The following is a 24,570-nucleotide window of genomic DNA, read 5'->3' as shown; positions in this document are numbered from 1 at the left end:
GCTACTTTATGCTACGGCACATGGAATGTGCCTGCTACGTTACGCGCTTTCGCCCTACAAATATTCCGTCCAGCCGCGTTCTTCCAATTGCTTTACAACCTGCCGGATTGCTTCTTCATCGTGACGGCTGGCAACGAGCGTGGCATCGGGGGTGTGAACGACGATCATGTCTTTCAGCCCGACGGCCGCGATCAGATGCCGGTCGACCGAACGGAGGATCGTGCCGCTGGTGTTGACGGCAATGTGTGGGTCGGCGGCGATCGTATTATTCTGCGTATCGACTCCGCGCAGCCGAGCCATTGCCTGCCAGCTTCCGACGTCGTCCCACGTGAACGGGGCTTCGATCACAACGACATCCGGCGCACGCTCCATGATGGCATAATCGATCGAAATGCCGCGGATCGCGGCAAACTCCCGCTCGAACGTGGCTTGGAATTCGCTCGTGCCGTCGGCGGCCGCGATCGCGCGCAGTCGGCCGAATAGCTCGGACTGATGCTGCTCGAGCGCGGCGAGAATCGTGCGGGCCTTCCAGACAAAAATGCCCGAGTTCCAATAAAAATTACCCGAGGCCAAATACTCTCGCGCCACGGCGGCCGGCGGTTTTTCTTTGAACCGCGCGACTTCGAACGCGAGGCAAGCCGCGCCACTCGCTGGCTCGACGGGCAATTCCACCGGCTCGCCTCGCTCGATGTAGCCAAAACTTTCGGCCGGATAGGTCGCCTTGATTCCGAAGGTGACAATCCGTTCCGGTTGGCGGTCGACCAGGTCCGCGGCGCAGTGGATCGCATCGCGCAGCGCTTGGGCGGGCAGAATGGCATGATCGGCCGGCATCACGGCGAGCGTCGCATCGGAATCGCCGCGGCTGATGCGGAATGCGGCCAAGCCGATGCATGGCGCCGTGTCGCGCTTGCACGGTTCGCCGATCACGGCCGCGGCGGGGAGTTCGGGCAATTGGCCTCGCACCGCTTCGACCAGCCGCGCTGCCGTGACGATCAAGATTCGCTCCGGCGGCACGAGTTGGCCCAACCGATCCACCGTGTCTTGAATCAGCGACCGCGTTCCGGAGAGTGGCAGCAACTGCTTCGGCCATGCGGCACGGCTTTCCGGCCAAAACCGAGTTCCCGATCCGCCGGCCATGATTACGGCATGCAACATGAAAACGCACCGCGGTGTGGAAAATCACTTGATGCCCGGGCGGAATGGCCAAGCTACCAATTCTAACCGTCCCAAGCTAACAAAAGTACTTTGGCTCCGTCAGCCGCAAACCCGGCCGGATCTTGTCCGCAAGTTCGGCGGCATCAAGGGCAAACAGCGGGCTGATTTCGACCGGCACGTCGGGCGCGACCTCGGCCCCGGCGGCGCGAAGCCATTCCGTGTGCAGCCGGATCATTGCCGCCTGCGCAGCCTCGGGCGAATCGGTGGGCTCGCCAGGACCATTCTTCACCGGCGCAAAGGTTCGGGCTGCGTCGGATTCGACCACGATCGCATGCCGCGCTTCGGGCAACAGGTCGAACACGAAGCGTTCGAACTTGATCGCGTTCGGCGCGTCGGGCTCCACGCGAGTGCCCGGCGAAGTATCGCGGTCGACCGCGACGCACGACACCTTTTTGCGCGCCAGATGCATCGGCAATCCCGCGGCGCTGTGTTGCACTCGTTCGAGAAACTCGCGCTCAAAGAAATGCACCCCCGTGTTGCCGGCCCAAAATCGTAGTCCGCCGCTCGCGTCGCGCTCGTGAGCCACGTCGTCGGGCATGTCGCTGTATTCGATGATCCGCACTTGTCCGTCGATGGCCGCCAAAACGCCAAGCTTTTCTTTGGGCCGTTGCTTCGCGACCACCAGGGTCGACATCTCCGAACCGCTGAGAAGATGGTAGCCCAAGAATTCCGGATCGCCGATTGGCACCAACGGATTATCGACCTGAAAATAGAACAAGTGCCGCAGCCCGCGACACTGCATGTCTTGCAATCCACCGCTGGTGGCAAGGGCCGCAAGCATTCCACCATGGCCGTCGGGGCTAAGCGCGATGCGGCCGGCCGATTCCAATAACACGCGGCCGGTCGACGCCTCGACCGCCGGCATCTGGCCTTGGCAAAAAATGCGCAGATCGTCGGCCACGACGCCGAATCGCTGGTGTTCGTCAAGATAAGCGACCGTTTCCTGGTGCGTGGCCAGGCTGGTCATCAAGTAGAGCGGCAGCCGCGTGCCATATCGCCGACCATGCGCCGCCAATCGCTCGAAGAGAATTTGAAAGAGCGGAGCCTTCGATACCGGCCCGATCGGATAGGTCCCCTTCGGGTGCGACCAGCCGAGGCGCGTGCCTTGTCCACCGGCAACCAGTATCGCGCCGACCTCTCCGGCGGCAAACGCCGCTTCGCCGCGCATGCGGGCCTCGTCGGGCGAGAATTCAGATTGTTCGCCGTGCTCCGGCAGCCGAAACGCGGGCGGCGGTTCGGCTCTTCGCGCGAGCGCCGCCCAATCGGTCGCAGCTTCTTGCCCCGCAAACAGCCGCGAGAGCTCGGCGAAATCGATGCCGCGGATTTGCTCGGCCAGCATCTTACGCTCGTCCGGCGACAGCTCGTTCCAAAAGGTCAGCAGGTGATGCTGATCGTAATATCGAAGATGCTCCTCGAGCGACGGCTGCATGACGTGTCTCGTTGCTTCCCGTGCGCCGCTGGCCCTGGCAGTTTGCGCACGCATCAGTAGGAGATCATTCTACTCATATCCAGCCGCGGACCCATGCGTAAGCCAACAAACAAAGCAGCGGAAAACCGACGAAAATCACCAAGTAGGTGAATAACGTCGTCCAAACATGTCGGGGCCAACGGGCCATAAGAACGGGCCATAAATTCGAAGTCGTGGGCAGTCTGCTACGGGCAGTGCTCGTCCCAAAACCGCGTCGCGGCATCTGCGCGATTCCCGCGAGACAGAAAAGCAAGGGCCGGATTAACCTTCGTCCGAAGCGCGCAGCCAGGGTGTAATGGTCGGCTGGTAGGCGAAGATTTCGTCAGGCTTGAAATACAGGCCGATTTCCCGTTGGGCGGCTTCCGGACCGTCCGACGCGTGAATCAGGTTCATCTGCCGGCTGGAACTGAAATCGCCACGGATCGTGCCAGCCGCGGCCTTCAGTCCGCTTGTGGCGCCCAGCATATCACGAACAACGCGGATCGCTTCCAGCCCTTCGATCACCGTGGCCACGACCGGGCTGCCGGTAACGAATTTTTCCAAAGCCGGGTAGAATGGCTTCTGAACGTGTTCGGCATAGTGCTGCTTCGATAGCTCGGGAGTGATCCGAAGCATTTTCATCGCGACAACATTGAATCCCTTATCTTCGAATCGCTCCAAGATCCGTCCGACGAGCCGGCGCTCGACGCAATCAGGTTTGAACATGACAAACGTGCGTTCCATGACCGCATTCTCCTGGTTACAAGGAAAACGCGGATTCTAGCCGCGAAAAGCCGCCGGCAAAAGGGGCCGAGTCCGGCGGCGCGTAGCTCATCTAGCAACCAGCAGCGGAAACTGGCGCGCGTGGAAACATCAATCAAGGCGGCGCGGTGGATCCGGTGGGCCGCGACGATGTTGCACGAACGGGGGGCCGATCAGATTCTTCCACGTGGCCTGCTGCACCGGCGTCAGCACTGCGACAATCAGTTCGATCGTGCGTCGCTCGTGAAACGCCTCCGGCGATTCATCGGGACGCCGATCCCTCGGGTCGTCGCAATCCGGCGGACAATCTTTGCGCGGCGGCGTTGCTGGCGGCTTCGGCGGCCCCTCGAACCGCGGACGATCGTGGCGCCGGCCCAGCGGCGGCCCAGCGTTCTCTTCGGGCGGCCCGTCCTTCATGCCTGGCGGGCCATCGGAAAGAGCGCCCTCGCCGGGTTCGGCGCGGCGCGGGTGATCGGCCCGTCCGCCGCGCCTTGGCTCGTCTGCCTCGAGACCATCGTCTCGCGCTGGGCGGCGCTTCGGTTCGCTTAAGTCCACGCGCCCCTCGGGCGGTCCCGGCGGCCGCCGCCGTTCTATAATCATGTTGATCTGCGTTCGCTCTTCCGGCGTGAGGTCGAGAGCGGCAACAATATCCGCACTCTGAAACGCTGCCGATCCTTGCTGCTGCCATGCAATTTGTTTCAGCCGGCTGATCTGTCTTTGGTTCAGCAGCGCAAACAACTTCTCGCCATGCGAACGCAATTCTTCCGTGACGGATGCTCGCGGCGCGGTCGCCAGCGAATGGTCGGTTGCCCGCGTTCGCTCGCGCTCTTCCCACAGTTGCGTCAGGAGCGACTCGATCGCCGATCGACGATCTGCGGGAATGTTCAACTCATCTTGCACCTGCGGATCGTCGAGCAGCATTAATGGGGCAAACTGATCGAGCAGGGCGAGTTCGTCGACAATCCGCGCCACGCGCTCGGAAGCGGCCGTCAGTTCGCTAGTCAGTGCCGGATCGCTGCCGCGCTGTTTCAAGAACGCGTTGTAGTATTCCAACGATTTTTCGAGAAACTTGCGCCGCAGTTGCTGCAGCGACGGCTTGGCAGCCAACTCCGCTTCGCTCAGCTCGGTGAATGTGTCGATCGCCTGGCGCGCTTGCTGGAAGCTCGCTTCCGCCGCCTCGCGCTGCTTGATTTCGCTCTGGTGAGCGGCCATCTCGCTCCGATAAGCGGCCGCCGTATGCGCATGTTCTTGGGCAATGACGATCGCGCTGGCTGCCAATCCGAGGAGACCCAAAAACAGCACGACCGCCGCCGCGCTCACGACCGTGCGATGCCGCCGGCCCCAGCGCCGCACGCGCTCGGCCAACGCGGGCCGGCGAGCCAAGATCGGTTTGTCGTCGAGCCAGCGCTGCAAATCGTCGGCGAACTGCTGAGCCGTCGGGTAGCGATCGCCGGGGACCTTGGCCGTCCCCTTGAGCACGATCGTTTCCAGTTCCACCGGAACATTCTTGTCGATGCTGCGCGGCGCGCGCGGCTCATCTTCCATGATCCGGCGGAGGAGCACATTCCGATCGGCCCCCTCGAAAATCGGCTCGAGCGTGAGCGATTCATACATCGTCGCTCCGAGCGAATAAATATCGGTGCGATGATCCAGCAACACTCGACCACCTGCCGCCTGCTCGGGGCTCATATAGCGCAGCGTGCCGAGCAGATCGCCGGTCCGCGTCAGTTCGGCATCGGTGTGGAATTGGGCAAGGCCGAAGTCGGTAACCCACAGATTATTCCGTTGATCGAGCAGCAAATTGCCTGGCTTGATATCGCGATGAACCACGCCCATCACATGAGCATGCTCAAGCGCCGTCGCCGCTTGATGCATCAGCCGGGCAACGGTGCGGAAATAATCGTTCGGCTTCGATCGCTCTTGACTCAACACCGTCGAGCCGCGGACGCGAGTTTCAGCGTTGCCCGCATCAATGCTCGGCGCAACCGACGCGGCTCCGTTGCCGCTACGCTTAGCCAGTGTGAAATCCGCCGAACTTCGAGCCCGCGAGCCGGCAGCGAAGGGCTCCGTCGCGCTCGGATCCACGCCGGTCCGCCCGGCGCTCCGCCGCATTTCGGCGATTGAAGAGGAAAGGGCCTGGCCGTCGATCAATTGCATCGCATAGAAATGGACGCCGCGATCGATTCCCACCGAATAAACGGGCACGATATTCGAATGATGCAGTTGGGCGGCGGCTTGCGCTTCGTTGCGAAAACGTTCGAGCCGCGACGGATCAAGCGACGCCGCGAACGGCAGCACTTTCAACGCCACGCGCCGCCCGAGCGACAATTGAAATGCCTCGTAGACCACGCCCATCCCACCGCGGCCGATTTCGCGCACGATCTGAAAATCGCCGAGCGGCTGCGATGCATTCACTCCGCCGAGCAATTGCGGAGGCGTCGGCCGGCGGCGAACCTTGACCGCCGCCGAATGCACCATTTCCAAACCATCGAGGCAGATCGACAGGTCCGCGGCAATTTCGCGATGCCGCTCGAGAAAATCCTTGCGGCGCGGCGCGGACCCCTTTTCCAACGCGGCCATGTACTCCCGCACCGCGGCCACGAGCCTTGGATCGTCGGAATTGACCGCGCTCGATTCATCGAACCGCGGTGGGCGCTCGTCGGCCATGTTGTCACCGTGCTGAATTATTCGTGGCTCGCGCCCAGCGTTTGCCGCAATCGGGCCAATGCCCGCACCCACAACTTCTCGACGCTTTCCACGGTCCGCCCCATCCGCTCGGCCACTTGGGCAAATGGCAATCCTTCGAGATGCCGGAACATGATCACCTCGCGATAATGGTCGGGAAGCTTTTCCAGCGCATTGGCAAGTTGTAGTGACGCTTCATGATTCACCGCTTGCTCGCTCGGCGAACTGACATCGGCCGCCAGCTCCGCCCCCATGACGCCCGATGCATCGCTCAACTCGACCGCCAGCGTGCGTTCGAGCCGTGCATCGCGGCGTTTGGTGCCCAAATAGCGGCGCACATGGTTGGCGATCAGGCCCGCCAAAATGCTTCGCAACCAGGCGACGAATTCCCCTTCGCTCGAACCACGAAAATCTCGAAAATGCCGATGGGCCTCGAGCAGCGTTTCTTGCACCAAGTCCGAAGCGTCGGCTTTGCCCTGCAAGCGGCGGCCGATTTGCGTTCGGGCCAGCACTGCCAAATAATGCCGGTAAATGTCGAGCAAAACCCCGAGGGCGTTGCCATCGCCGTCGCGAGCCAAAATCAATAAGTCTTTCGATTGCCGCTCGTTGGGCTCGGATTCGATCTCCATCGTTTGGGCAAACCTTGGGCAGGTCGAATATCGAAGCACGGACGCGAATTGCTGACGCGGAGACCCTGTTAGCATGGTAACCATTCGAGCCGCAAAAGGGCCGCCCCGGCGCCCCTATTTGCTAGAATAACGTTCCAAACCGCCCTTCTTGCGACCCAATTCCATGCCAACTGCCACGATCACGCTCGGCCAGATTGCTCACGCCCGAAGCGGCGACAAGGGGAACCATGCCAATATCGGAGTCGTGGCTTATACCGAAGCCGGATTCGAGTGGTTGCGTTCGGAATTGACCGCCGAACGCGTGGCGGAATTTTTTCACGGCCTCGGAGCGACGCGGGTCGAGCGATTCGAACTGCCCCGGGTGCAAGCCCTGAACTTCCTCCTATACAATGCCCTTGCGGGGGGCGCCAGCCAGTCGTTGCGGATCGACACGCAAGGCAAACTGCTGGGCACCGCGATCCTCGACCTCCCGCTTCCCGCACCACCGAATCTCGCTGAAACGCTGTGCGAATCGAATACGAGCAACCATTAACTCCTAACCGCTAAATGTCCCAGCCGCTCATCAAAATTCACGTTCACGAGTCGACGGCCACGGTCATTTTGAACCGGCCCGAAAAGCGGAACGCTTTATCGCGAGCGCTGCTGGCGGATTTGGCCCGAGCCTTCGCGGATTTGCATTTCGAGCGGCGGATTCGTGCGATCGTCTTGGCGGCCAGTGGGCCCGTGTTTTGCGCCGGAATGGATTTGGCTGAAATGCTGGAAACTAGCCGCTCGGCCGATGCGGCCGAGCAATGGCACAGCGATTCGGTGGCCTATCGAGATTTATTGGAAACGATGCTGCGGTTTCCAAAGCCAGTGATTGCGGCCGTGAATGGGCCGGCGCTTGCGGGCGGCGCGGGGCTGGTTTTGGCGTGCGATATCGTCGTCGCGGCGGATTCCGCCACGTTCGGGTTGCCCGAGCCGCGGCGCGGCCTTGTGGCCGGGATGGTCGCTCCGCTTTTGACGTTTCGCGTCGGAGCGGGGCGGGCCGGCTATTTGCTTATGTCGGCGACAACCATCAGCGCCGCCGATGGTCTGTCGATGGGATTGTTTCACGAAGTCGTTTCGGCCGATCATCTTTGGCCCCGGGCCAATCAATTGGCGGTCGACTGTGCGCAATGCGCGCCGGAGGCATTGCTCCTCACGAAGCGGATGTTGAACGAAACGATTGGCGAACAATTGCCGACGCTGCTTTCCGCGGGCGCCGCGGTGAGCGCTACGTCGCGCACCACCGAGGCCGCAGCAGAGGGTTTGGCCGCATTTCTGGGAAAACGGCAGCCGATCTGGCCATGAAGCTTCGGCCGGCGTTTTCCTCGAGCCCGCCGCGCTAGCAAGGAAGCCACTAGCAGCCGGCGTGCGCGCCGACTCCCTTGCCACGGCTGCGGGCGCGGGAGGTCGGTCGGAACAGTTCGGCATCGGCTGAGATGCCGTATCGCTGGAGCACCGCTGCCATCAATTGGCCGACGGCCCGCGGCTCCTCCGCAGTCGCCTGAGGATCGGTCTCTTCCGGTTCGAGTTGTTCAGGCGTCGGCACTTTCAAGATACAAATCATCGGGCACCTCCGTGGACCGTGAATTCTGCGACTTCGGGCCGAAAATAGCGGCCGATATCCGCCCTCACCAGCACATTATACGGACATCTATAAATTTGTACAGTAGACGAGCCTGATCGGAAGCGATTTTGTCTGTCGGGATAGGAGAATTTGCCCCGATGGTCCCCTGGCCACATCCGGCGGCTTGCGATTAGAATGGCGCTTTCGCGGCACATTCCGATCGCCGCACGAACGCTAGCATTTGTCAGGAGTCGCTTGGATGGCCAAGAGCAAGAAAAAAGTGGAAACGATCTTCCTCGTCTGCGAGGAAACAGGCGATTACAACTACACGATTCGTCGCAAGTCGGGGGGCGAGAAGCTTAAGCTGAGCAAGTATTCCCCGCGGCTGCGCAAGCATACGCTGCATGTCGAGAAGAAGAAGTAGGCCGTGGCGGCCGAGCGGCACAACGCTACAGCGCCGCTAAGCTCGGCCGAAAAATAACTTCCGCTTTTCGAACCCCTCACCTGGCCCTCCCCGCAAGGGCAGAGGGGTCTGTGGAGAAGTTATCTTTCGGTCGAGCTCAAGTGGCAGGCAAGTTCGATTGCTCGGCGCTGCGGCACAGCACACGGGAGCGTGCCTGTTACACGCTTCATCGCGCTCCGAGCGCGAGCAAGAATAGAATTCCGAACACGACGCCCATAAAGCCGGCGATCCATACGCCGAGGCGCAGCGCGTGTTGCAGAATCGGCCCGACGTGTTCGTGCCGCGTCGCCGCATAGACCAGGCTGATCGAGACCACCAGCGGCAATGCATACCAGATTTGTGCGACGGCAAGCAAAGTGAGAAACATCGCTGCACATGCTTCTGTTAAATCTTTAAAATTCACTGCTCGCGGACACCGCGGCCAACAAGCCCGGATTATTCATCGCGCCACACTAGCCCGAAGCGTAAGCGAGAGAGCCACCGCGGCTTACCGCTAACCTTCGGGCTACTATTTCTCAGCGTGTCGCGAATTCCTGGCACTATGAATAGTCGGTCTAATTGTTTTTCTTTTCTTCCGACGCTTCGGCGAGCGGTTCTCCCGCGATCAGCACCGGGCCGCCCCACGAGTCGTAAATCGCCAACACATTGAGCAAACCGGCGATCAGTGTATAGACGGTGCCCAATTCGAAAAACGGGCCCATCTTGAAGTTCCACGAACTGAGCTGACTATAGGGGTCGGCGGTCCGCGTGGCCTTCGATGAGTAGCGCTGCGTGCTGGGCGAATAGAGATAGCCGACATTTTTCGGCGGCGCCTGATCGGCCAAGTCGGGAAAATCGTCGCGATCGAATTCGCCGGCGGCCACCTGCTGCTCGGCCCATTCGACCGGAACCAATTGGCCCGGCATCAGCGGCGGCGCCATGACTCCGCCGAAGAGCGGCGCCCGCGGCGGATCCGAACCCATCCGCATCGCCTGCACCAGCGCCGGCAGCGCCGGCAAGCCGACGCCAAGCTGGCAGAAATAGGCATATCGCTGATCGTTATGCCGCCACGAGGCGTAGACGACTTTTCCCTGCCCCATCCACATTCCCATGAAGAATGTGCCGAGGATGCAGACCATGAACAGACCCCCTTTTCCCCAGCGCCGCTGATAGAAATGTCCGGCGCCGGGGATCAGCCACGCGAGGCAGGCCGCCAACACAGGATCGCGCAAGTCGATCACTAGCGAACAGTGGGCGGAAGAATGAGAAACCGAAGCATTCAGCTCAGCGGCAGTAGTCACGGCATCGGCCTCAGCACACGGGAGGGTGAATTGCTCCCATCTTAATACCGAGCCAATCGTATCACTAGGGCAAACCGTACCGCGGCCCAGTGTTACGTGGGATTGGATGACCACCCGCCGTAGCCCCAGAGACCGCATGATGGGTTGCCATGCCCACGGACTGAGCCCATCCTACCGGCGGCTAGCCGGATTAATTCATGGCACCGTGAATTCGTTACACGCTGCGAAATGGTAGCCCGAAGCGTTGGCGAGGATAAGCCTCGGTGGCCCCCCCGCCTACGCTTCGGCTTAGTGAGGCGCACTGAATAATCCAGGTTGGCGCCTTGCCGCTCACCCGCGTGAGCGGCAAGGCGCTAGCCGTCGGTAAAGCGGCCAAGAACTTGTCCACGCAAAGCCGCGGGCTTAGCACTCTGAATTCCGAACGCCGAGATATTTCATTGCGGCAACTAAGCGGCTGTTTCGATGACGCCTAGTTCGCGATAGACCGAATCGATCGTGTCGGCGTCGATCGTGGTCAGCTGCCGGCCGGCGCCGGCCACCAGCGCCAACGATGCCAATTGATTCACCCGCCGCGGAATGCCTCCGGTCAATTCATGAAGCCGCAGCACGGCCGCGTCGGTGAACAACAGCGTCTTTCGGCCGGCCAGCGACAAGGCCGAGATCAGATAGCCCGCGGTGTCCGATTCTTCCCAAGGGTCGAGATCGATTCGCAACTCGGCGAGCTCCAACAGCCGGGCGCCGATTCGCGAAACCTTTTCGGCCGGAGCCGCCAGCACGAGCACCAGCGATGTCGGCATGCCGCGATCCGATTGGATCAGCCGCACCAGATGGTCGAGTACCTCGGGCTGGCCCCCGTCGGCGTCATCCAGCAGAATCACCGTATCGAGTTGCTGGTAGCGGTTTTCATCGACCCGATCGATCAAATCACGCCACAATTCGAAGTGCGATTTTCTCCGATCGGGATTCAATCCCAACTCGGCCGCCAAGAGCCAAAGAAACTCGTGCAAATCGATCCCCAGCAAGCTGAGGTTGGCCACCTGCGCTCCGTCGCGGCGAAGGTTCGTCGCCAGGCGGTCGAGGACGAGCGACTTGCCCGTGCCCGAGAGGCCGAGCAACAATCCGAGCCGCTGCCGCTGCTCGACGAGGAATTCGAGCCGGGCCAAAGCTTCTTCGTGGCAAGGGCTTTGGAAGAAGAGCCGAGGCGCGAGCCCGCTGGGAAACGGCGTTTCGCGCAAGCCCCAATGGGCCCGATAGGTCGATGTGGGGGCGGCGGTGTCCATCCTTGGTCCTTGCAGCCGGAGTGCGGCGTGAAATGACGACGTCGTGCCCTGCGTAACTTTTCCTAGATCGGTATAATCGCCAGCGAACTTGAGCTTCGCCTCCAACCAAATTTTCGCGCCGCCGCATCCCTCAAGCCCGGGGAAGGCCGCCTCTGTCTCACCACCCTCGACAATCGCCGCCGGCCTTCCCGGGGTAGTTTCGCCAAGCCGCCAAACTATCGAGCCGCTTCTCGTCCCTCCCTCACGGAACCTCTATCTTGCCCGACCGCTTTTTCTGCCCGCCGCCGCTCGGTCTTGGCGAGGTCCGCATCGACGGGCCGGAAGCTCACCATTTGCTCCACGTGTTGCGGGCAAAGCCCGGCCTGGCGGTGGTGCTCTTCGACGGCAGCGGAGCGGAATTCGATGCGGTCGTGGATCGAACGGATCGGGCTGCGGTGTATCTGAACGTTTCGGCGCGACGGCTCGTCGACCGGGAGGCGGCCGTGTCGGTCACGCTGGGCGTGGCGATGCCGAAGGGAGATCGGCAACGTTGGCTCGTCGAGAAGGCGACGGAGTTGGGCGTCGCACGATTGGTGCCGCTAACGACCGCCCGCGGCGTGGCGCAGCCGGTCGGCTCGGCGCTCGAGCGGTTTCGCAGGGCAGTCGTCGAAGCGGCAAAGCAATGCGGCCGCAATCGATTGATGGAGGTCGCCGAGCCGCAACCGTGCGCCGATTTCTGCCAATCGGCTCCGGCGACAGCGATCCGCCTCATCGCTCACCCCCGCGGGACGGCGCTGCGCGGGGCACTAGAATCCGCTGGCGGGCAGTGCGACAACGTTTGCTTGGCCGTCGGGCCGGAAGGCGGATTGACTGACGCGGAAGTCGAACAAGCCATGGCCGCAGGCTGGCAGGCCGTTGATCTAGGCCAGCGATTGCTGCGCACTGAAACCGCGGCGATCGCGCTTGCCGCCCGGGTGTTGTTGAATTGACCCGCTCGCGAATCGCTCGCCCGCCATCGGCTACGCAAACAATCCCATCACGGCCGATCCTTTCACCATCTCGCGCGGCTGGTTGAGATGGTTGAAAATGATCGTGGCCGGATCGAGGCCGACCGCGTGGTAAATCGTCGCCAGCAGCTCGGTCGGATGCACGGGGTTTTCCAGCGGCCCGCTGGCCGTTTTGTCGCTCTTGCCGTACACGAAGCCGCGCTTGATACCTGCGCCGGCGATGCAAGCCGTATAGCAATAGGGCCAGTGGTCGCGGCCGTCGGGGCTATTGCCGTTGCCCGAGGTGCTCAGCCCGCGCTGCGGGGACCGGCCGAATTCGCCCACGGCCACAACCAGCGTGTCGGCCAATAGCCCGCGCTGGTCCATATCGCCGATAAGCGCGGCCAGAGCGGTGTCGAACATCGGGGCCGCTTGGTTCTTGATCCGCTTCGTCAGATCGACGTGCATGTCCCAAGAATGGTTGTCGGAATTGGCCACCTTCGGCCAGATCACTTCGACCACGCGCGTGCCAGCCTCGACCAATCGCCGGGCCAGCAAGCAGCTTTGGCCCCACGTGTTCCGGCCGTACATCTCGCGCATCGAGTCGGGCTCTTTTTTCAGATCGAACGCATCGCGGGCCCGGCCCGAGAGAATCAGCCCGAGCGCTTTGTCGTAGTAGGAATCGAGATCGTATTTCGCGGTGGCCCGTTCGATGTCGGGCATGCCTTGGTCGATCAATTGGCGGAGCTTTGCCCGCCGCTCCAATCGCTGGCTCGACACCTCCGGCCGCAATTGCAGATCGTCGATCTTGATGCGGTCCATCTTGTTCATGTCCATGTCGTCGCCGGGCGGATAGAGATAGTAGGGGTCGTAGGCGCGGCCCAAGAATCCGGCCGTGCCCGACTTTCCAACCACTCCGCTTTCCTGCAGCGGCCGCGGCATCATCACGAACGGCAACATGGGCACCGTCGGCGGCTTGAGGCGAATGATGTTCGAGCCGAAGTTCGGATAGTCCTTCGGCGACGGCGGCTCGAGCTGGCCCGACGGGCTGACCTTGTCGGCCGTGTAGCCGGTGTTCATCTGGTAGATGGCCGCGGTGTGGTTGAACAGGCCGTTGGGCGTGTAGCTCATCGAGCGGATAAGCGTCACTTTGTCGGTCACCTGACCGAATTTCGGCATCAGCTCCGTCAATTCGATGCCGGGCACTTTCGACGGCACGGTTTTGAACGCGCTGCGCACGTTGTCGGGCACGTTTTCCTTGGGATCCCACAGGTCCAAGTGACTGGGGCCGCCCTGGAGATAGAGCATGATGACGCTCTTGGCTTTTCCCCAACCCGGCCCGCCGCCGGCCACCGGAGTCGCGCTGGCTTGCGCCTGATGCGCGAGCAGATCGCCGAGCGTGAGCCCCAACACGGCCGAGCCGCCGACGCGCAACAAATCTCGCCGGGTGATTCCTAGGCCACGGTCGCACAAATCTTTGCCAGGTTGTCCGGGAATGACCAGCATGGCGACACCTCGCGAATTTTTTGGGAACGGATAGGCGTAAGGGCGAGCCTCAAGCAAACGAACGCGATGCGACGTTGTGGCAGGCAGGAAAGCAAAAGTCGGCCGCACCGACCGGCGGGATCAATCGGCCTTCAATATACCGGTTCGCCGAGCGGGGTGTCAAATTTCGGTAGGCGGGTATCGCATCAACCGGAAACTGCGTCCCTTTTTCGGGGGCGGTAGCCAACGGATCAGCGCGGCGGCGATCAGGCAGAGCATTGCGATTGTCAACTTGTCGGAATACCACGACCATGTGGTTGCTGTGAGGACGACCGCGGCAAAAATCGTGTTCGAAATTATCTTGCGCCAGCGCCCGGTCGGATTGCGTTCCGCAGCCTCTGGCTCGGATGAAGGCGACTTGTACGGATTTTCGTCGTCCATACCGCCATCATATCCGTCTGAGAGAGGCGCAAAAACATAGCGGCCGAGTTCAGCTATTCTTGTCGGCCTTCAACCTCTTGGCCACGAGCTTCAGATCCGCGACGAATTCGGCGCGCAGGCGGTGCCGGCTTTCGGGGTCGGGGGCCCGGAGGATTGCGGAGGGGTGATAGGTGGCCAATAGTGCTGGGCCATCATCGCCGCGTTCGATCCACTGGCCGCGCTCGCGCGTGATGCGGAATTTCGGGCCCAAGAAGGCTTGGGCCGCCGTGGCGCCCATCGCAACGATTACACGCGGCCCGACAGCCTCGATTTCGGCGTCGAGCCATGGCCGGCAGGCGTTGATTTCGCGCGAAGCCGGCTTCGAATGCAATCGCCGCTTGCCACGCGGAATCCATTTGAAATGCTTGACGGCATTGGTGACATACACCTTTTGTCGGTCGATCCCGGCTTCTTGAAGCACCTCATCCAATAGCCGCCCAGCCGGGCCGACAAAAGGATGCCCGTCGCGATCTTCCTGGTCGCCCGGCTGCTCGCCGACCAGCATCAACGTGGCCAGCCGTTTGCCTTCGCCGAACACCGTTTGCGTGGCTCGGCGGAACAGCTCGCAGCCTTCGCAGTGCGATGCCGCGGCGCGCAGTTTCGCGAGGCTGTGCGTCGTGGGAACAAATTCTGCGGCCGACGTTGTGATCATTCCGCTCGAATGCAGCAAAATCAGGGCCAGGGGCACGGCCTTTGCAGCCAATCGCCGCCAGTCTCATGGTACGCGCGAATCAAAATAGAGTCGCCTGTCATGGCAAACTCCGAGCAACGAACGAACGAATCGAACGACTCTGCCGGCAACGCCGGCCGACGGGGTTTTTTGCGTACCTTAACCGCATTCGGGGCAGGAGCAGCGATCGGCCGGGCGCAATTGGCTGCCGCGGCTCCAGGCGGGTCGCCGGCGAATCCGGCAACCCCCGGTGACAGCCCAACTGCCGGACAAACGAATTCCCCGCGCGATGGAAATGCCGCCGCCGGTACGATCCCCAAGCGGCCGCTCGGCCGAACCGGCGTGAATCTCGCCGCGCTCGGACTCGGCGGCCATCACTTGGGCGACGCCAAAACGATCGACGACGCCATTCGCTTGGTTCACGAAGCGATCGCCGGCGGCATTGAGTTCTTCGACAACTGCTGGGAATATTGGAACGGAAAAAGCGAAAACTGGCTCGGCCGAGCGCTCGTAGGGCGGCGCAAGGAAGTGTTCTTGATGACCAAGGTGTGTACGCACGGCCGCAGCGCCGCGCTGGCGATGGAAATGCTCGAGCAATCGCTCGTGCGCCTCGGCACCGATCATCTCGATCTGTGGCAGGTTCACGGCGTCGGCTTCGACAACGATCCCGAGTTGGCGTATGCCAAAGGGGGCGTGATCGAGGCCCTCGATATGGCGAAGCAGCAAGGCAAAACGCGGTTCGTCGGCTTCACGGGCCACAAGGATCCCGAAGTTCATCTGAAGATGATCCAGCTCGGCTATCCGTTCGACACCGTGCAAATGCCGCTGAATCCCTTCGATGCGACGTTTCGCAGCTTCGAGCAAATCATTTTGCCGGAAGCCAATCGCCGCGGAATTGCCGTGCTGGGAATGAAAAGCATGGGGGGCACCGCCTGGGCAGTAAAGCGCGGGGTCGTCACGCCCCAAGAAATGCTCCGCTACGCGATTAGCCTTCCCGTGGCACTAACGATCAGCGGCATGGAATCGCTCGATGTGTTGCGGCAAAACTTGCAGGTCGCGCAGAATTTTCAGCCCATGACCGCCGACGAAATGCAATCGCTCCGCAAGCGCTGCGCCGCGACAGCGGCCGACGGACGCTTCGAGCCGTATAAGGTTGGATTGATTTTCGACAATCCCTTGGCGCGGCTGCCACATAGCTTTCCCATCGATAAGCAGCAGAAAGAAGTGAAGCAGATGTTGCAAAAGGGCACTGGAACTTGGACGACGGACTAGGGACGAGGGGCAAGCGACGAGAGGAGCCAATACAGGAGCGAGCAATGGACGGCGAATTCAAGACAGGCCGGCGCGAGTTCTTGCAGACGGGATTGCTCGCGGCCGGAGCGGCTGCGGCGGCAGGCGCGGCTCAGCAACAGGCATCTGGCGCCGAGTCGGTGAACGCCGACGCGATCCCGCGGCGCAAGTTTGGCCGGCATCCCGATGAAATCTCTTGCATTGGCATCGGCGGATATCACATCGGCCAGGCCCCGTCGCTCAAAGAAGCGATTCAAATCTGCCATGAAGCCATTGATGCCGGGATCAATTTCTTCGACAACGCTTGGGAATACAACGATCATCGTAGCGAAGAATGGATGGGCGAAGCGCTCGCCGGCCGCCGCGACAAAGTGTTTCTGATGACCAAGGTTTGCACGCACGGCCGCGATAAGAAAGTGGCCATGCAGCAACTCGAAGAATCGCTGAAGCGGCTCAAGACCGATCATCTCGATCTGTGGCAAATTCATGAAGTGATTTACGACAACGATCCGGATTTGCACTTCGCTCCGGGCGGCGTCGTCGAAGCGCTCGAACAGGCCAAGAAAGACGGCAAGGTGCGTTATGTCGGTTTCACAGGCCATAAGAAACCGGCGACGCATCTGAAAATGCTTGCCCACGATTATCCGTTCGACTCGGTGCAAATGCCGCTCAATTGCTTCGACGGCACGTTTCGCAGCTTCGAGGAGCATGTGCTGCCGGCCGTAAACAAACGGGGCATGGCCGGGCTGGGAATGAAAAGCTTGGGAGGCGATGGGCAGCCGATAATGCACGGCGTGGTGACGGTCGAAGAAGCCCTCCGCTACGCGATGAGTCTGCCCGTGACGACGACGATCATCGGCATCGATTCGATCGAGGTGTTGCACCAAAATCTGAAAATCGCCCGTGGCTTCCAGCCGATGCCGCCGGAACAAATGGCTGCATTGCGCAAACGAGTCGGTGCAGTCGCCGGCGACGGCCATTTGGAACTCTACAAAACCAGCGTCAAATACGACGCCGACGTCGGCCGGGCGCAGCACGGCTATCCGACCATGCAGGAAATGCCGCTCTAGGGCGACCTACTGTTCGCACCGTCGAACTGGCCGAAAACACGCTGAAGCGTGAACTCCGTTGGAGTTCACGCTTCAGCGTGTTGCGTTGGATTACTCCGCCGCGCCGTTCGGCGAATGGTATGATTATAAGCCGAGCGGCACTTCTGGACTGCTCCCGGCGCGATGAGGCAAAGATTCCATTTCGCGGAAATCGCACTACCGCCCGCGGCCATCCAATGACAAAACCGATTGCGAAAATCGTCTGCCTGGCGCTTGTTTGCATCGTCGGATGCCAAGCCCATTCCAGTTCAGAAGCCACTGCCCTGCGCGATGAACTACGCGCCGAGCAGGAAAAAGTTTCGGCGTTAAACCAACGGGCCGAACAGACCGAGGCGGCGAAAGACGCCGCGCAAAAACAGGTCGCCGATCTTGCCCAACAAGTCCACGGTTTACAGAAACAATTGGCCGACGAGAATGAAACACATACCAAGCTAGAGCGTCAATTGGCCGACGCCAAAAGAGTTCAATCCGCGGCCGATGAACAAGCGCGCCATGCACTGGCCGACAACGAGGTTCTGAAAGGCAAGCTCTCCGCCAGCGGCACGCTACGCACGATCGACGGCGCGCCCGTGGCTCCGGCGATTGACGGCGTCGCCGGCGTGCCGCCAGCAATTCAAACGGCGTTTCAAAACGGACTGGCGTGGCGGGCCGATCTGGTGCGATCGTTGGAAATCGAAATCCGCGATACTCCGTCCAAAGTCGAGGCTCGATCGCTGAAGGCACAGCTCGACAAGCTGAAGGCGGCCCCCGTGGTCCCACCGCCGTTGCGCTTGTTCGACCTGACGATCGGCCAAATTGGACCGGTTGAGATCGACAACTATTTGCGTGTCGATGCCGTGGCCGGCGACAACACGATCGTGGTCACGCCGGTCCGAGTCGAGCAGAGCCTTACCCCGCAAGCCGCTACGGCCGGCGCAGCGACCGCGCCGCTGGCCGCCGGTTCGCCGTACACGTCGGAAGGCGATCCGATTGCGATCCAAGGTTTTGCGACAAAGGGCGTGTCGCCGGGCGCGAAGATTGCTACCTTGCCCGGCTTCTATTACGTCGAAAAAACGGAGCAATATGGCGCGCGCACCGTATTCGTGCTCGCCCCCGTGGATCCGAACAAGCTGCGGTCGTATTTCAATCAGATGCAAAGTGAAATGCGCTCCGCGGCCAAGCAAACACCTCGCGCCGGCAGCGCAGCCGCGGCGAAATAGGGTTGTCCATGCTCGAGTCGGCCGGAACACTTTTATACCGCCGCTCCGACGACGGCATCGAAGTGCTGCTCGTCCATCCGTCGGGCAACTACAATCGCCGCGCCCCGTGGAGCATTCCCAAGGGGCTCGTCGAAGCCGGCGAACTGCCGGAAGCGGCGGCCCGGCGCGAAACGGCCGAAGAGACGGGAGTCGTTGCCGGCGAATTGGCTTCGCTGGCCTCGATCGACTACCAGAAAAGCCGCAAACGGGTGCATGGCTTTGCCGGCGAGTTGCCGGTGTGCGCCAGTCCAAAATGCGCGAGTTGGGAAATCGATCGGGCCGAAATCCTCGGCATCGAAGAGGCCAGGCGGCGAATCCACGTCGATCAATTGCCGCTTCTGGATCGCCTCGAAGAACTGCTCGCCGGTGGCAAGCGCTGAGCCGTTTCCCTGCCAGCGGCCTCACTCGCTACCGCGAAAATGGCGGCAGCGGTTCGATCGAGTTCGGTTGGGCGACCGGTGCGTTCATCGGCGGCAGCGGTCGGACGACCTCCAGCGTTGAAGATTGCGGCGAGCGTTGTGCGGCAGGCGTTGGCGGCAGCGGTTGCAATTGCGATTGTGCGGCGCACGCCGCGCTGGGCGAGGGCAGCGCAGCCGGATACGACACCGGCCGCACGGCGGCACCTCGCGCCCAGATGGAGCCCTCGCTGGTTGTCGGCGGCAACGGGCTCACGCCGTCGTTCCCGTCGATCGGCGGACGACGCCGAATCGACGACTCCGGCCACGAAGCCTGCCCCGCAGGCCGCGACTCGGTCGTCGACGAGCGAATCACCAACTCGCTTTGCGATGGCGCGGCGCTCGATGCGGAATGGTTTGATTGCGCTGTTGCCGTCGGCGAGGGGGCAAATTCCGAATTCGTAATCAAGCGAAGTTGCGAAGCTTCGCCTTGAGGCGGAGCACTGGCACGCTGCCGCGTGCTTGAGCGCGAATAAATGCTCAGCGTGTTGACCTCATCCGGTTTCGCGGTGGCCGCACTTATTGGCTTGTCGTTCGGCGATGCGGCTTGTGGCGGCGCAACATCCTTCGAAGGCGCGCTCGTCGGCGAACCGACGAGCGGTGCAAAGGGGATGGCCACGGCGGTTGCCGGCCCGAGGTGTTCCGGGGCGATCGGCGCTGGGGCCGCGGGCGGCGATTGGCGGGCCAGCAGTTTGTCCATCGACAATGGCGGCGACATCGCCGGTTGCACCGTGGGGCTCAACAAGCGTTCATTTCGCGGATGCAGATCGGGCCTCTGCTGCGTCGTCGGATCGGAAAAGTCGGGACCGGTCGATGGCGGCAGCGTTTCCGGGGGACTGAATCGCGACGGAGCGGCTTGCGGCGGAGCAACGGGTGGCGGAAGAATTGGTGGAATGTTCGTCGGCCGAAGGTTGGCCGGCGGTGCGCTCATCGGCGCAGCGGTTGGCCCCTGCCGCGGCTGATCCATCGGTGTCGGGCCCATCGGCGTCGGCCGCATCGGCGCCGCGCTCGACGGCGGCAACATCGTCGAAGGTGCATTTCCCGGCGGCACGGGGTTCACCACGGCGCCCGGCGGAACACCTTCTATCGTTTCCCCCGGACCAGCGAACATCGGCTGCTCACCGGAGGGCTGCGGAATCGGTCCGGCGCTCACCGGCGCCGGTTTCATGCGATAGTCCAGCAGTTCGTGGGTTCGCACTTTGACCTTCGCCGCGTCGGCATACGCCTTGTCGGGCCAAGGGCTTTCCGATAGATAAATCTCGTTGTAATCGAGAAGGGATCCCTTGGCGTAATGCAGATTCTTGATTGCCAAAGCATATTCCACCAGGGCGCCGAAAAATCCGCTTTCGGCATCGGCCTGCCGGCGCTGCGATTCCAGAAACAAATCCAGCGGCACCTTGTCGGCTTCAAACGCGGCTTTCGTCGCGCCGACTTCCGCAAGCGACGCCACCCGCCGGTTGAACGCGGTTTGAGCCACCACGTAAGCTCGATCGACTTCCGCAATCGCGTTGCTCAGGTCGTGAACGACCAATTGCTCCTGGTCGTCGAGAACTGCCCGCTCGCGCGCCAACATCAACTGCGCGTTGCGAACCGCAGTGTGCCCCTTTCGCTCGCCGATCGGCATCGAGTATTGCGCGCCGAGCTCCCATTCCTGAAACATTCCGGTGCCGAGATCACCGTAAGCGCTGGCAAACTCGGCCTGGTTGGGATCGGAGTTGATCAGATCGTGGCCAAAGCCGCGGAAGCGATACAGCCCGGTAACATCCAACGTCGGCAACAGGAAATTTCGGCTGGCGATCAATTCCAGTTCGCGGCGTTTGACCATCCACCGCTCGCGGCGCAGTTCTGGCCGGCGCGTGAGCGCTTCAGGAAGGATTTCATCCCAGGCGAAGATCATTTTCGCGAGCGCCGGTTCGTCGGACGGACGAATCAATCGGCCATCGCTGATCGGCAGCCCGAGCAAACGCCGCAAACGGCGCTCGGCGACGCGAACGCCGGCGGCGCGAAAGGTTCCGCCGCCCGAACCGTTGTCGGTGTGCGTGCCGTCGACGAGGCGACCATTCCAGGCGTTTTCGACTTCTTCTTGGAACTGAAAATATTGTTGCCGCGCCAAGGCTTCTTTCTGCGCCTCGCCACCCGTGCGACCGGCTAGGTTCAACGCGTGCGTGCGCCGCCAGCTTTCGAGCGCATTGTCGCGGGCCAGCACCTTGGCATCGAGATCGCGATACGCGAAATAGAGATCCCAGTAGGCATTTTCGACATTACTCGCCAAATCCCGAATTCCCATCTCGAAATCGGTGAGCGCGACGTCGGTGTTGATCCGCGCGATCAGCACGCCGTTCATCTGTCCGGGCGCACCGTGCGGGCCCGCGATGCGGTTGTATTCCAGCCCGCCCCCTTGCAACAAATGCTGGCGCACCTCGGCTTCGAAGTTCGTATCCCAGGAGCTGGGGAACAGGTTCCCCGGCTCGTTGTTGTTGTCGTAGGTCGTGTTGTGGCGGAACGTGAATTCCGTACCGGTCGGCGTTTCCTTGACAATCTCTTCCTTGAACGTGTCGAGGTCTTGAACCAGGATGCGCGTGCCGCCGCCGAAGAAGATGTTGTTCAAGGCGCGGTGATTGTGCTGCGAATCGACGCTGGCATTGAACACGGCGTCGTAGTCGGCCAAGGCGGATTCGACGCCATAGCGCGGATCAGTGTCGGCAATTGCCGGGTCCGAAATCGTGCGCACTTCCTGCGGCGATCTCAGCTCGGCACCGCCCAAGTCGTGCATTACCTTCGAGCGGGCAAGCGCCGTGTGCATTGCCTCGGAGAGCTTCATGTCCCAGTAGTGCACTGGGCCATCCTCGCGGATCGTTTCCGGCGACAACGTCGCAAGCGCCGGATCATCGGGGCACGGCTTCAACGTCGGCGTTTCGATCTCTAGCGCGACGTTCTGATAATGCAGCAACTCTCCCGGCGCCACCAGCGGGGTGTTGTGCAGCCCGCATCCCGCTATCGCAGCAAGCGCCGCGAGCGCGACAAACGGAGATCGAAATATCCGGGTTCGTATACGGTTCATCAGGTGCGCTAGCAATGCAGAGTGGCGGACTCGCGCGGTCAACGCAGTTCTTCGGCCTAATCATCGTCATTGGAACGACCGGATTTTTCGTTATTTTCGACGTAACCGGCAAATTTTCCACAAATTACCAATTAGAAGATCACTGGCAACGCTAGCAGCCGGGGTTTGGCGCCACGATCAACGGCGAGCCAGGAACGCCATCTGAAAGCCGATCGCGAAAATCGCGGCATCGACCAGCAGGTGGCTGATCCATGGCCCCCACAATGACCCGTCGCGATCGTAGCGCCACGCCCAAAGTGCGCCCCCGATCGCCACGCCCACGGATGCGGCGGCTGCCCACGGCCAAGGAAAATAGCTGAACACCAGAATCACGTGATGCGCCATGAACCCGATACTGGAAATTGCGATCGCGGCCGGCCGCGACGAATGTTCACGAAGCCGGCCGAAGACAAACCACCGCCAGTAATATTCTTCGAGCAGTGAATGCACTAGCGAATAGAAGGCCGACATTTCGATGATCGCCGCCGGACTCGTAAGGCCCATGCCGAACAGCTTCTTGCGAACCACCTCGGCAGATGTGGCGAGCGATCCGCTCGGAAGCAGCCAGCCGAAATAAATCGCTAAAGTTGCCCCGCCAATCAGCAGTCCGCTGGCAATTCCCCAGATCACACCCGAGCGCGATGGGCCTTTCCAATGGATGCGTCTTCGTTCGACAAACAAGAGCCAATAGATCGGCAGCGCGAACTGGATCGCCTTACCGACGATGAACACCGCCTGTTGATTCGCTGCCGGTTGACCGTTCATCCCTATGAAATAGAACCAAGTCAGCAGGGCGGGGTAAACCAGTGCGAACCACACCCCGACGGTTTGCAGCGCGCCACGCGGGCGGTTGTGAAGAATCGGCGGCTCGATCATAGAGACATTCCGGCGCAGGCGGCACGCAAGTGTGCCTACTACGCAGCAGGCATACTCCGTATACCGTCGGCCACTTGAACCGGGCGCCACCATCCGATTCGAGCGTTTCGACCACAAGCAAGAATGGCAATCCGGATGCTTGAAGGAACTAAGTTATAGCGATGCCCGATTGCCAGAGTTTGCAAATCGACATCGCCGCGGGCGCGCGGAGTATGCTTGATACGATAGGACCGCTTCCGACACCAGTTCGTTCCTGCCGATTATTCGCCGATCCGCGATTTGAATTTTCGCGAAATTGGTCCGCAACAACGTCCTTGGCCGCGTTGAACCAGGTGCAGAGCGGCGAAAAAAAAGCAGCCTCTGCTGTTTAGGCAAAGGCTGCGTTGAAATTGCAATTGCAAACCGCAAGCGCCACCATGCCACGTTCACTCGAACGAGGTGGAACGCCGAAAAACCTCAATCACCCGACTGACCCGACGACCGCAAACCAGCGACATCAATTGTCGTCATTGTTGTTGTTGTTGTCATCGGCGCCGCCGTGGCCGTGCGGGCCGTCACGATGCCCATCGTGATGCCAAGCCGGGCCGGGACCATGCGGGCCAGAACCACCGGGACCGAAGCCATGCGGACCAGCACCATCGGGACCGCTCGGACTACGATGATGTTCGCCGTCGCCATGACCTTCGCCACCGCCGTCCGGACCGTGGTGACCGCCATGGCCCGCGTGCGCTTCGCCGTGGCCGAAGAACCCCGTCATCTGACCGCCAGGACCAGGTCGCCTATGGCCATGCTGACCATGATGGCCGCCCTGCATTCCGGCCGGGCCACCCTTGAATCCGCCGAACGCACCGTGCGGTCCGCCGAAACCACCGTGGCCGCGATTAAACTGGCCACGGCCACCGGCAGCCCAGCCACCGGCACCCATTCCACCGCGGCCGAAGCCAACAGAACCGAAGCCGTGGTGATGGTGCTTCCATCCGCCACAGCCATGGTGATGATGCCCCTGCTGTCCACCGTGGAATCCGGCCGGCCCACGTCCACCCCAGCCGCCGAATCCACCACGATGCATGCCGCCGCGGCCCGCGCCGAAGCCAGCCTTTCCGAAGCCACCTTTATGGCCATGCTTGCCATGATGGCCACCATGGTGACCAGCCGATTTGCCGTGGCCTTTATGGCCATGATGGGCCTTCTTTCCACCGAAGTGGCCGGCGCCACGAGCGCCGTGGCCCTTACCGTGGCCCAATTTGCCATGACCCTTATGGCCCTGGCTCATGCCTTTACCATGACCATGCTTGCCGTGATGACCGGCAGCGTGGGCGCCACTCTTGCCATGCCCGAACTTGCCGTGACCTTGGTGGCCGTGATGGCCTTTGCCACCGAGGTGACCGGCGCCATGAGCTCCGTGGCCCTTGCCATGGCCCATTTTGCCATGACCCTTATGGCCGTGGCCCATGCCCTTTGCATGACCATGCTTGCCGTGATGACCGGCAGCGTGGGCGCCACTCTTGCCATGCCCGAACTTGCCGTGACCTTGGTGGCCGTGATGGCCT

The 24,570-nt window shown here is 61.6% G+C and carries 23 protein-coding genes; 9 read left to right on the top strand and 14 right to left on the bottom strand.

Annotation, left to right across the window (positions count from 1 at the left end; genetic code table 11):
- Window positions 1-54: 54 nt before the first annotated feature.
- The 5 genes from VHX65_09080 to VHX65_09060 form a co-directional block, all read right to left on the bottom strand.
- Window positions 55-1,155 carry a mannose-1-phosphate guanylyltransferase gene (locus tag VHX65_09080; protein HEX3998687.1) on the bottom strand — a complete coding sequence of 367 codons (1,101 nt, stop codon included), beginning with the start codon at window positions 1,153-1,155 and terminating at the stop codon, window positions 55-57.
- 76 nt (window positions 1,156-1,231) lie between these two features.
- Window positions 1,232-2,644 carry a UTP--glucose-1-phosphate uridylyltransferase gene (locus VHX65_09075; GenBank protein HEX3998686.1) on the bottom strand — a complete coding sequence of 471 codons (1,413 nt, stop codon included), beginning with the start codon at window positions 2,642-2,644 and terminating at the stop codon, window positions 1,232-1,234.
- 300 nt (window positions 2,645-2,944) lie between these two features.
- Window positions 2,945-3,406 carry a nucleoside-diphosphate kinase gene (gene ndk, locus VHX65_09070; protein ID HEX3998685.1) on the bottom strand — a complete coding sequence of 154 codons (462 nt, stop codon included), beginning with the start codon at window positions 3,404-3,406 and terminating at the stop codon, window positions 2,945-2,947.
- 129 nt (window positions 3,407-3,535) lie between these two features.
- Window positions 3,536-6,091: a serine/threonine-protein kinase gene (locus tag VHX65_09065; protein ID HEX3998684.1), complete on the bottom strand. Its 2,556-nt coding sequence runs from the start codon at window positions 6,089-6,091 to the stop codon at window positions 3,536-3,538.
- Window positions 6,092-6,108: 17 nt separating this feature from the next.
- Window positions 6,109-6,738 (bottom strand): sigma-70 family RNA polymerase sigma factor, encoded by a 630-nt coding sequence (locus VHX65_09060; protein HEX3998683.1) that lies wholly within the window; start codon window positions 6,736-6,738, stop codon window positions 6,109-6,111.
- A 163-nt stretch (window positions 6,739-6,901) separates the two neighbouring features.
- Here VHX65_09060 and VHX65_09055 point away from each other — a divergent pair, with 163 nt between their 5' ends.
- Together VHX65_09055 and VHX65_09050 are read left to right on the top strand one after the other, a co-directional pair.
- The gene (locus VHX65_09055) at window positions 6,902-7,270 is read left to right on the top strand and encodes a hypothetical protein (GenBank protein HEX3998682.1); all 369 of its coding nucleotides are present in this window, start codon (window positions 6,902-6,904) and stop codon (window positions 7,268-7,270) included.
- Between the two features lie 14 nt (window positions 7,271-7,284).
- A complete protein-coding gene (locus tag VHX65_09050) occupies window positions 7,285-8,070 on the top strand; it encodes an enoyl-CoA hydratase/isomerase family protein (GenBank protein HEX3998681.1) in 786 nt (261 codons plus the stop codon).
- 49 nt (window positions 8,071-8,119) lie between these two features.
- Here the strand turns inward: VHX65_09050 and VHX65_09045 are convergent, their stop codons facing one another.
- Window positions 8,120-8,329 carry a hypothetical protein gene (locus tag VHX65_09045; GenBank protein HEX3998680.1) on the bottom strand — a complete coding sequence of 70 codons (210 nt, stop codon included), beginning with the start codon at window positions 8,327-8,329 and terminating at the stop codon, window positions 8,120-8,122.
- A gap of 259 nt (window positions 8,330-8,588) precedes the next feature.
- Between VHX65_09045 and rpmG the strand changes: the two genes are divergently transcribed.
- The gene (gene rpmG / locus VHX65_09040) at window positions 8,589-8,753 is read left to right on the top strand and encodes a 50S ribosomal protein L33 (GenBank protein HEX3998679.1); all 165 of its coding nucleotides are present in this window, start codon (window positions 8,589-8,591) and stop codon (window positions 8,751-8,753) included.
- Window positions 8,754-8,958: 205 nt separating this feature from the next.
- On the opposite strand, the gene VHX65_09035 is transcribed toward rpmG, so the two are convergent.
- The 3 genes from VHX65_09035 to VHX65_09025 all read right to left on the bottom strand — a co-directional run bounded on the left by VHX65_09035 (window position 8,959) and on the right by VHX65_09025 (window position 11,352).
- The gene (locus VHX65_09035; protein ID HEX3998678.1) at window positions 8,959-9,159 is read right to left on the bottom strand and encodes a hypothetical protein; all 201 of its coding nucleotides are present in this window, start codon (window positions 9,157-9,159) and stop codon (window positions 8,959-8,961) included.
- Window positions 9,160-9,346: 187 nt separating this feature from the next.
- Entirely contained in the window at window positions 9,347-10,072 is a 726-nt protein-coding gene (locus VHX65_09030) for a DUF6677 family protein (protein ID HEX3998677.1), read from the bottom strand.
- A gap of 446 nt (window positions 10,073-10,518) precedes the next feature.
- Complete coding sequence (locus VHX65_09025; protein ID HEX3998676.1) at window positions 10,519-11,352, bottom strand: AAA family ATPase; 834 nt, start codon at window positions 11,350-11,352, stop codon at window positions 10,519-10,521.
- 257 nt (window positions 11,353-11,609) lie between these two features.
- Between VHX65_09025 and VHX65_09020 the strand changes: the two genes are divergently transcribed.
- Window positions 11,610-12,320 (top strand): 16S rRNA (uracil(1498)-N(3))-methyltransferase, encoded by a 711-nt coding sequence (locus VHX65_09020; GenBank protein ID HEX3998675.1) that lies wholly within the window; start codon window positions 11,610-11,612, stop codon window positions 12,318-12,320.
- Window positions 12,321-12,350: 30 nt separating this feature from the next.
- On the opposite strand, the gene VHX65_09015 is transcribed toward VHX65_09020, so the two are convergent.
- Window positions 12,351-13,823 (bottom strand): DUF1501 domain-containing protein, encoded by a 1,473-nt coding sequence (locus tag VHX65_09015; GenBank protein ID HEX3998674.1) that lies wholly within the window; start codon window positions 13,821-13,823, stop codon window positions 12,351-12,353.
- Window positions 13,824-14,292: 469 nt separating this feature from the next.
- Entirely contained in the window at window positions 14,293-14,934 is a 642-nt protein-coding gene (locus VHX65_09010) for a UdgX family uracil-DNA binding protein (GenBank protein HEX3998673.1), read from the bottom strand.
- A gap of 168 nt (window positions 14,935-15,102) precedes the next feature.
- Here VHX65_09010 and VHX65_09005 point away from each other — a divergent pair, with 168 nt between their 5' ends.
- From VHX65_09005 to VHX65_08990, 4 genes are all read left to right on the top strand, one after another.
- Window positions 15,103-16,224 (top strand): aldo/keto reductase, encoded by a 1,122-nt coding sequence (locus VHX65_09005; GenBank protein HEX3998672.1) that lies wholly within the window; start codon window positions 15,103-15,105, stop codon window positions 16,222-16,224.
- A gap of 44 nt (window positions 16,225-16,268) precedes the next feature.
- A complete protein-coding gene (locus VHX65_09000; protein HEX3998671.1) occupies window positions 16,269-17,312 on the top strand; it encodes an aldo/keto reductase in 1,044 nt (347 codons plus the stop codon).
- Between the two features lie 215 nt (window positions 17,313-17,527).
- Complete coding sequence (locus tag VHX65_08995; GenBank protein ID HEX3998670.1) at window positions 17,528-18,550, top strand: hypothetical protein; 1,023 nt, start codon at window positions 17,528-17,530, stop codon at window positions 18,548-18,550.
- Between the two features lie 8 nt (window positions 18,551-18,558).
- A complete protein-coding gene (locus tag VHX65_08990; GenBank protein HEX3998669.1) occupies window positions 18,559-18,969 on the top strand; it encodes an NUDIX domain-containing protein in 411 nt (136 codons plus the stop codon).
- Between the two features lie 28 nt (window positions 18,970-18,997).
- Here VHX65_08990 and VHX65_08985 read toward each other — a convergent pair whose 3' ends face one another.
- The 3 genes from VHX65_08985 to VHX65_08975 form a co-directional block, all read right to left on the bottom strand.
- Window positions 18,998-22,105, bottom strand: a complete 3,108-nt coding sequence (locus VHX65_08985; protein ID HEX3998668.1) for a TolC family protein — start codon at window positions 22,103-22,105, stop codon at window positions 18,998-19,000.
- A 177-nt stretch (window positions 22,106-22,282) separates the two neighbouring features.
- Window positions 22,283-23,020 (bottom strand): CPBP family intramembrane glutamic endopeptidase, encoded by a 738-nt coding sequence (locus VHX65_08980; protein HEX3998667.1) that lies wholly within the window; start codon window positions 23,018-23,020, stop codon window positions 22,283-22,285.
- A gap of 456 nt (window positions 23,021-23,476) precedes the next feature.
- Window positions 23,477-23,644 carry a hypothetical protein gene (locus VHX65_08975; GenBank protein HEX3998666.1) on the bottom strand — a complete coding sequence of 56 codons (168 nt, stop codon included), beginning with the start codon at window positions 23,642-23,644 and terminating at the stop codon, window positions 23,477-23,479.
- Between the two features lie 37 nt (window positions 23,645-23,681).
- Here VHX65_08975 and VHX65_08970 point away from each other — a divergent pair.
- Window positions 23,682-24,570 (top strand): hypothetical protein (locus VHX65_08970; GenBank protein HEX3998665.1); only part of this gene is annotated, 889 nt, incomplete at its 3' end.

The organism is Pirellulales bacterium (assembly GCA_036267355.1).
Lineage (GTDB): Bacteria > Planctomycetota > Planctomycetia > Pirellulales > DATAWG01 > DATAWG01.
This window is presented reverse-complemented; position numbering and strand designations above follow the sequence as displayed.